This is a genomic window from Bifidobacterium catulorum (assembly GCF_003129925.1).
Lineage (GTDB): Bacteria > Actinomycetota > Actinomycetes > Actinomycetales > Bifidobacteriaceae > Galliscardovia > Galliscardovia catulorum.
This window is the reverse complement of sequence record NZ_QFFN01000005.1, coordinates 98139-106017: the sequence shown is the minus strand read 5'-3', so window position 1 is coordinate 106017 and position 7879 is coordinate 98139. Positions and strand designations below refer to the sequence as shown.

General features: G+C 58.3%; 6 protein-coding genes. 2 read left to right on the top strand and 4 right to left on the bottom strand.

The genetic code is table 11. From position 1 onward, the window contains the following. Positions 1 to 43: 43 nt before the first annotated feature. Positions 44 to 1453, bottom strand: a complete 1410-nt coding sequence (locus tag DF200_RS03555) for a hypothetical protein (RefSeq protein WP_109136921.1) — start codon at positions 1451 to 1453, stop codon at positions 44 to 46. A gap of 130 nt (positions 1454 to 1583) precedes the next feature. Continuing rightward, on the bottom strand, positions 1584 to 2057 hold the full coding sequence (locus DF200_RS03550; RefSeq protein WP_109136920.1) for a hypothetical protein: 474 nt from the start codon (positions 2055 to 2057) through the stop codon (positions 1584 to 1586). 196 nt (positions 2058 to 2253) lie between these two features. Between DF200_RS03550 and DF200_RS03545 the strand changes: the two genes are divergently transcribed. Both DF200_RS03545 and DF200_RS03540 read left to right on the top strand, forming a co-directional pair. Beyond that, positions 2254 to 3456: a hypothetical protein gene (locus DF200_RS03545; RefSeq protein ID WP_109136919.1), complete on the top strand. Its 1203-nt coding sequence runs from the start codon at positions 2254 to 2256 to the stop codon at positions 3454 to 3456. A gap of 515 nt (positions 3457 to 3971) precedes the next feature. Further along, on the top strand, positions 3972 to 5744 hold the full coding sequence (locus tag DF200_RS03540; RefSeq protein ID WP_241520107.1) for a UvrD-helicase domain-containing protein: 1773 nt from the start codon (positions 3972 to 3974) through the stop codon (positions 5742 to 5744). Between the two features lie 146 nt (positions 5745 to 5890). On the opposite strand, the gene DF200_RS03535 is transcribed toward DF200_RS03540, so the two are convergent. Both DF200_RS03535 and DF200_RS03530 read right to left on the bottom strand, forming a co-directional pair. After that, positions 5891 to 6877: a hypothetical protein gene (locus DF200_RS03535; protein ID WP_109136918.1), complete on the bottom strand. Its 987-nt coding sequence runs from the start codon at positions 6875 to 6877 to the stop codon at positions 5891 to 5893. 5 nt (positions 6878 to 6882) lie between these two features. Then, complete coding sequence (locus tag DF200_RS03530) at positions 6883 to 7689, bottom strand: hypothetical protein (RefSeq protein WP_146192002.1); 807 nt, start codon at positions 7687 to 7689, stop codon at positions 6883 to 6885. Between the last annotated feature and the right edge of the window lie 190 nt (positions 7690 to 7879).

Here is a 7879-nt window from a genome sequence, read left to right as displayed (position 1 = left end):
TCCATACCCGCACACACAAAAGCCCCGGCCACGACGCCGAGGCTCAACACCCCACCACACAAACTGGCGAAGGCTCGAAATAAATGACGACATCTGCCAGCGACAGGACCATCAGCAGAAGACTCCACATGAAGGAGAACCAGAGGATGCGTCGTTCCGGCAGAATGACGATGCGAATCTGGGCTCGTGGCCGTCGGTCCATCAGACTGCGGGAGAAATGGATGCGTCCGGCCGCGGAGCGTGCCCGTAGGGAATGTCGCCGTTTGGAGGGGGAATCGCCTGATGCCGGGCAGGATTGGGGCGGACGGTTCCTGCTGTGGTACTCCTTTACATCAGCTATCACGGTTCTGTCGATCGGTTCGATTTCCATGTGCGATGATCGGGCCGAGTAGGTTTGGAAAATCATGTCCACTACATCGTGTGCCTGACGGGGGCCGATGGCATGGCCGAGTAGCCTGCCCCAGATGGAGGACGGCCAATCGGACTCGACTCGGGAGTAGCTGGTGTCAAAGTCGACGGTGAACGTCATGCGCGGTTGGACGCTGCTTTCCGCGATGTATACGGCGAGTACGTACTGTGTGCACAACGTGGAGACGAGCATAAGAAAACTCATCAGTGCCAGTGCATCGGGATTCTGCTGGTTGGTTTCCTCCCGGCACATATTGTGGTCTGCAGGGAGATGCAGTCTCACTTGGTCATGGCTGCTGATGTAGTCGCGAAGCACGTCTGCTGCGATGTTCACGCTCTCATTGCACGACGGTCGTGGCTGCCCATCGTGATGCGTCCCATCGGGGCGTTCTTGGCGTTGCGAAGAATCGCCTGGTTCCTGACGGGAAGTTTTGTATTCAGAAGACTCACGTTCATCGTTATCGTCGATTTGCGACAGGAGTTTGAGCAATGAGGAGAACCGATTCTCCCTACGGCGGTTTTCCGCGGCTATGTCCGTGCTGTCCGTGTTGCTGTCGATGATCGTTTTCAAAACGAAACCGATGTCGGTGCCGCGATGTTCCAATTCTTTGTCAAGCTGCTCATGGAATGAGAGTCGACTCCATAGATGCTTACAGGCTTCGATTGTGATGATACGGTTTTCGGAAAACGAGATGGTGGGAAGTTCCCTTCCCTCTGCGTCGCAGATTCTGCGGTGGATGAGATTTCCTGTTCCCATGAACATGAGGGGGACGGCGATATATGTCTCGGTGGCGTCGGTTTTGGAAGCTGCTCGATTGCAGCCCCAACGTAGACGCATTTCCGGGCTGAGTATGGTCTCTATCTTGATGTGATGTGCGATATTACCGTCGGCGGTGAATGTGGTGGTTTCATCTCGACGATTGATCCATCTATGCATCCCCAACAGGAGCATGGCGCTTTTGTATCTAAAGGCAGGGTCGTCCTGCATCGCTCCGAATTGGTTTTCGACATACGGCAATTGGGGATTTGTGGGTTTTCCCAGCATGGCTCCTCCTGATGGTGCTCCGACTCCAGTGTAGTCGCGGCCGTTCGGCCGCCCATGACATGCGGGAGCGGACCGAACGATCGAGATGGTCGTTCCGTCCGCTCCCGGAGAAGTTAAGTGATGTTTGGGGTTATCGGCGTTCGGTGTGCTGTTGTCGCTGTATGGCTTTTGCCTTGTAACGCGCGTCGGCAAGGAAAATGCCCATGGGAACCATCCAGCAGAATGCGGCGAGGATGAACGCGGCGATGTGGATGAACAAGGGGAAGTCCTCGGGGATAAGACCGTTTATGACCACGGGAATCGGCGTAACGGCGATGGTGAAGACGGCAGATGACAGCACAAACGTCATCGGAGACGTCATCACGGGCTTGATCTTCCTCATGATAAATCCGCACCAGCGGATATGGGCTGCGAGCAGCAGCGAATAGATAATGATGAAGGTGACGACGGTCACACCGCTGGTCAGCGCCCAGTTGATGACGTTCGTGGTGGTCTCTCCGGTAGGGGTGGAGAAGAACCATCCGAGTCCTCCGAGCACAAGCAGGAGAACCGCTATCACGATATAGAAGACGGTGGTCAATGAGACGGCGATAAAGATCGACATGGGTGAGCCTTTCTGTGTTGTTTCGGGCCGATTAACGGTGTCTCGCCATGAGTAACAGGACATTTCGTAGCCCCGAGTCTGGCTGTTCCCCATGTCAAAACAAGACGTCGTCGTCGAACGGGTTTGTCCGGTTGCATATGGCAAGGAGGGAATGAAGGATTCCCCGGACGAAGTCACACGATGACAGGAGGACATCATGGCACAGGAGAGCAATCACGACGGCGGGAACGTCGACGGACAGGTTCGCGACGGCGGGATTTCGAAGGAGACCCTGGCGGAACGGCGGTCGAAGAGGGACATGAAGAACATCGTCATGCCTCATCTGGCCGCGCCGCTGCCGCCGGACGTGGAGAACATGCTGCTGGACCGGTTCGCATACGCGTCGGTCCCCGAGAACGAGCTCGGACCCCAGTCGCCGCGCGTGGGCGACTGGGGCACGGCCATCGTCATGAATGATATCTGGCCGGTGCAGCGGGATTTCTACATCACACGGGAGTCCGAATCCGCGCATGAGGGATTCATGCCAGGGGAGCCGACCGAGCTGCCCGGCGTCATGATCACCAACGATGACGGAGACTATGAGTTCCATTCGCTGATCGAGGTGAGCCGGAAGGGCATCGCCCTGAATCTGGAGATGCCGCGTGTCACGGGGCGTGCCGTCCTCGATCTGGAGGAGACCGTCGCATCCGCGAGCCAGGTGTATCTGCTCGATCCGCCCCTTGACGACGATACGGAGCGGCTTCGCATCACCCATGTCGTCAAGTCCGTGGTCACCGGCGATGGCTCCTCGAAAATCGAGGAACGCACCCACGCCGCGCAGTACGTGTCCGCAACGGCCAAATGCGAGCTTGAGGTGTATACGGCGCCGTACAACGTGTCCGACCGTACGGTGCTGGAATCGATCGGATATGCAGTGGTGGACTCTCCCGATCAGCTGCATGCCCTGACCGCCGGCGAGCAGAGGGTCTTGGACGACATGGAGCGGATGAATCGCATCGAGGAATCCATCGCCCGGGCACGCGAGTTGGCCGGATCCCTGCCCGCCTGCGCTAAATGGATGGACGACCTGCACTACGACGACTGTGGCTGGGAACTCATCGTGGCGCTCAATCACGTTGGCGAGGAGCTGAAACGTGCCGGCCGGCCTGAGGACGCGCTGGAGGTGTTCCAATGCTGCATCGACGTGGATGAATACCGTCCGTATCGCATGTACATCGCGTTCCCCGTCATCCAGTCCGCCATCATCCTGCGCAAGCTCAAGCGTCGCGAGGAGGAACGCGACCTGCTGGAGCGCTGGCTGGAGGATTGCGGCGACATGCGGAATTCTGACCGCTGCGCGGAGGTGGCCGAACGTCTGCGCAAGATCTACGCCCGCGCGGCCGGCAAGGGGCGGGCTTAGGATTCAGGTTCGTGCGTGCATGGTTGTGTGACGGCCGCGCATAGGGTGGTTTGCCGGCGTGGTAAGTTCCATACTGTATCGATTGAATACGTGCGCATATGCGGGAGGGAACCGTGGGGCTGTTTGATTGGCTTTGGGGTAAACGGAAGAAGGGGGATGACTTCTCGGATGGGACCTCTTCGGAAGAGGACTCCAAGCCGGACGATGCCAAGGATGCGTTGGACGGCTGGATGCCGGTGGACCTGTCGGCGTTCGAGCAGGCCGGACCGGTACCTCCTCCTCCCATGAGAGACACGCCATCCGCCCCGCAGCCTCAGTTCCAGCCTCGGCCGCAACCCAGGGACCGGCCCCAATCTCAGCCTCAACCGGTTGCTGGGAAGAAGCACGAGGCCGCACCTCCCACAGAGCCACCGAAGAAGGATGATGCCAGGGGAAAGACAGAAGAGACCTCTGCCGTTCCACCCTCCCGCCGTCGTCCACGACCGTCGCCGTTTATCGGGGGAACCGGTGTGAAGATGACGCCGGAGCCGCTGCTGCCTCAGGAGATGCGCGATATGGTGAACCATGTCGTCGGCAAGGTCGAAGGCCATCCTCTCAGCGACGAACAGCTTTCCGCCATCGCCGGAGCCGGCAACAACACGCTGGTGCTTGCCGGGGCGGGAACCGGTAAGACCACCACGATCTGCGGCTACGTCTCGTGGCTGGTCAAATCCGGTGAGGCCAAGCCGGGGGAGATACTCGTCCTCTCGTTCACCAAGGCGTCCGCGGATGAAATGTCCGGAAGGATCCGCAAGGAGACCGGGGAGGATATTCGGGCATGTACGTTTCATAGCCTCGGCCTGAGAATCTGCAAGGGGTCAACCGCGGCGAACATCACCGTGCCATCCGAATCCGCCATTCGGGAAGCGCTGCAGACCGCGTTCGATGAAGCCATGGGCACTGATTCTCGGTATCGTAGACTTGCGTTGTCGATGATGCCGGAAGGAATCGTCAAAGGAAATGAGGCATGGGACGGCACCCCCATGTTCTCCAAGCCGACGTTGCGCTATGCATACCATCAGTACTGTGGTCATCTCATCGATACCGCTTGGACCATAATCCAGCACATGCGCGGCAATGACATGGACCTTGCCGCCATGGAACGGATGAACAGGGAGCGTGGCGGTGAAAACGTCGGCAGGAACCGCGACATGCTCAGAATTATCAAACCGCTGTTCGAGGCCTATGAACGCTATCTGCATGACGGGGGATACATCGATTTTCCGGGAATGATATCGCAAGCCACGCGATGCGTGGAGGACGGCTCATATGACAGTCCGTATCGCTACATCCTCATCGACGAATATCAGGATCTGTCGATGCCGAGATACGAGCTTGTATGCGCGTTGCGGAGGCGGCGCGACTGCGCGTTGTTCTGTGTGGGCGACGATTGGCAGTCGATATACCGTTTCGCCGGTAGTGACATTCGCTTCATCCTCGATTTCGCGCAGGTGTGGAGCGAATGGGGCTCGTCTCGAATGTTCCAGATCACTACGACGCGACGATTCAAGAACAGTCTGATCGAAGCCAGCGGGGAATTCGTGATGGCCGATGGTCATCTTTATGAGAAGCATCTTCGCGCCACTAACAATACTAAAGATCATTCGCTCAAGGCGTTGGGCGGCTCCGACGCCGAGGAGCGTCTTGACTCCATCATCACGCAGCTTGGCAAGCTGCCGAAAAACGCAAGCGTATTGTTCCTTGGACGATACCGTTCCGACGAGAACCTCCTGTTCGGCGGGCAATCCGCGTTCGGAGCGCTTTCCAAAAACGGCAGAGCGATTGCATTGTCCACGCGGCCGGATCTCACCATGGAGTTCCGTACCGTCCACGCGGCCAAGGGGCTGCAAAGCGACTTCGTGTTCCTGCTGTGTTGCTCGGGCGGTCTGCACGGATTTCCCAGCGCCATCGCCGAGGAACCGCTGCTTGGGCTGTTGTTGCCGGAGGTGGGCGAATATCCGTATGCGGAGGAGCGGCGTTTGTTCTACGTGGCCATGACACGCTGCCGGAAGAAACTGTTCTTCATCGTCGACAAGGCCCATCCCTCACGGTTCATGTATGAGCTGCGTGACCATATCTGTCCGAACATCTTCCGAGGGGTGACGCTGCCGCCGCAATGCCCTGTCTGCGGCGAGGCGCTGATGCAGCGGACCTGGGGAGACTCTCGCTTCTGGGGCTGCTCGGCCTACCCGAACTGCACATACACCAAACAGATTGCAGCCTCGAAGGCAACACGGCGGAGGAGGTGAGCTGTCTTCGAGGCCACGACGAATCGCGGAGCCGGTAATCCTTATCCGGGTCGTCATCATCGGTATCATCCCTGTAGCATCTGCGGCGTTTCAAAGTGTCCACGAGTTTGCGGTGGTTGCCGGACGGCTCATGCGATGGTGATGCATCAACGCTTCCAGAGATACTGTTCCACGAACCTCCTGCGGTCGTTCATGGCACAATCCCGGTAATCCTGCCATTCGAGCACGGAGTATGGTCCGTGCTCGGAGGGCAACAGGGTCTGCGTGCTCTCCTCGGCCTCGCGGTCATGCCGGTCGATCCACCGTTGCAGGGGGTTGCCCCTGTTCGCATTCGCATCGCCCGGCATATTGAACTTCGGCAATGGCACGCTGCCGACGTCCATGAGGAAGCTCTCTTTGCGGACGGGCTCGGACGATCCGTATCTGCCATGCCGGTAACGCCAGTTCATCCACAAGGCATGGAAATTGGGGACCGAGAGAAGCAGGGAGCCTACCGCCAGCGTCAGCATGAGCCATCGCAGTGCTCCCTGCGACGGTGATGCCGTCGGGGCCGCATCCTGACTCCAGTGATACAGTTGTCCACCGCAGAAATAGGAGACGGCGGACACCAGCAGATTCACAGTGATGAACAGGTTCGGATATCGCGTCAGCTCCTGGGAGACCGAATGCTCCATGGCATTGATCCTGCGGGCCACCCATAGGGTGAGGAATACGGCGAGCCCCGCCAACACGTTCTCCGGACTGTAGTAGTTCGTGAACCCGTTCAGCCAGCCCATGGAGAACGTCCAGCCGAATATGCTGAACAGCAGGAACAGCAGCGACCATGCCGCATTCGACCAAAGGGTCGAGACCTTGTTCAGCAGCGTGACCCGCAGATGCAGCAGAGGGATGTTCTTCATGGCGCTCGCACTGATATGGACGCGACCGGAGGCGATGCTGGAGCGCAGATCGCATTTCGGATCGTCTCCCTTTACATCCCACTCTACCGCGGCGATTTTGGTGTTGCGTATCGGATTGATTTCGATATGCGTCGATTTCGACGAGGAGGTCTGGAAGGCGAATGACAATTGCGCCGACGACGGTCTGGCGAATCGGTCCCACCATTTCTCCGTATAGCTGCTGTCGAAGGACATCTTGATTATGGTCCGATGCAGCAAGTACTCTTCGGGGACGAGCACGGTGCAGATGTAGTTGTCGCAGAACGACGACAGCAACAGCAGATAGTTTTTTTTAACGCCTCGCCGCTCCCGGTGCCGCCTGTAACGGTTTCGACGGCCTCGTCGTGCAGTTGCCCGAGTAGTGTCTTCACGGCCAAATCGTCTTTGGAATCCTTCGATGAGGGCCTCATGGCCGCACCGATCCGGCCATCATCGTCCGTCACGTCGGTGGGAAGCCGGCCGCTCCACAACATCCTCAGCAGATGCTGGATGTACGACTTCCACTGTTTGCGTTTCTCGGTATCTTCGTTCTTGCCGCCGGCGAAGATGCCGTGGGTGGAATCGAGGTATTGGTAAAGTTCTTTCCACCGTTTCCGAGCCTGGTCGTCATCCTTCGTCCTGTCACTGTCCGTTGACGTGTCCTCGGGACGGAGAGCGGAGAATGCGTCGTAGGAGATTTGCAGGAGGCGGTTCCAGCCGGAAATCCGTTTGAAGCAATAATCCAAGGCGCGTGCGCCTATCTCGCGGTTCTCTTGGAAATTGGCGAGAGACAGGGATTCCCCCGAAGCGGATCTGACGTCGGCGTGGATTAGATCCCCTCTGCCGAGGAACGTCAGCGGCACGCCGATGAGGCCGCTTGCCGTCCCTGCGTTTTCCAGGTAATGGATGCGCAGGTTTTCGGGAAGCGAGAAGTCGAAGCTGACCTGTCTTCTGGTGGTGTCCGCATCGGTGAACGTCAATGTCTCCACACGTCGCTTGACCCATTGGTCGTGCCCCAGCAGCAGCATCGCGCAGATTCTGTTTAACGGGAGTCCTGACCCCATGGAACTCCAGTACCAGGATCGATACCGGCCTTCCGTCCTGAATATGTGGTCCTTCACGACGACCCCCTCCATTCGCTGTGTCGTCCGACGTCGCCTATCGTACCCATCAGCCCCCCCTGTTTCCTGATGATTTGTCTTGTTCTTATGGGAAGGA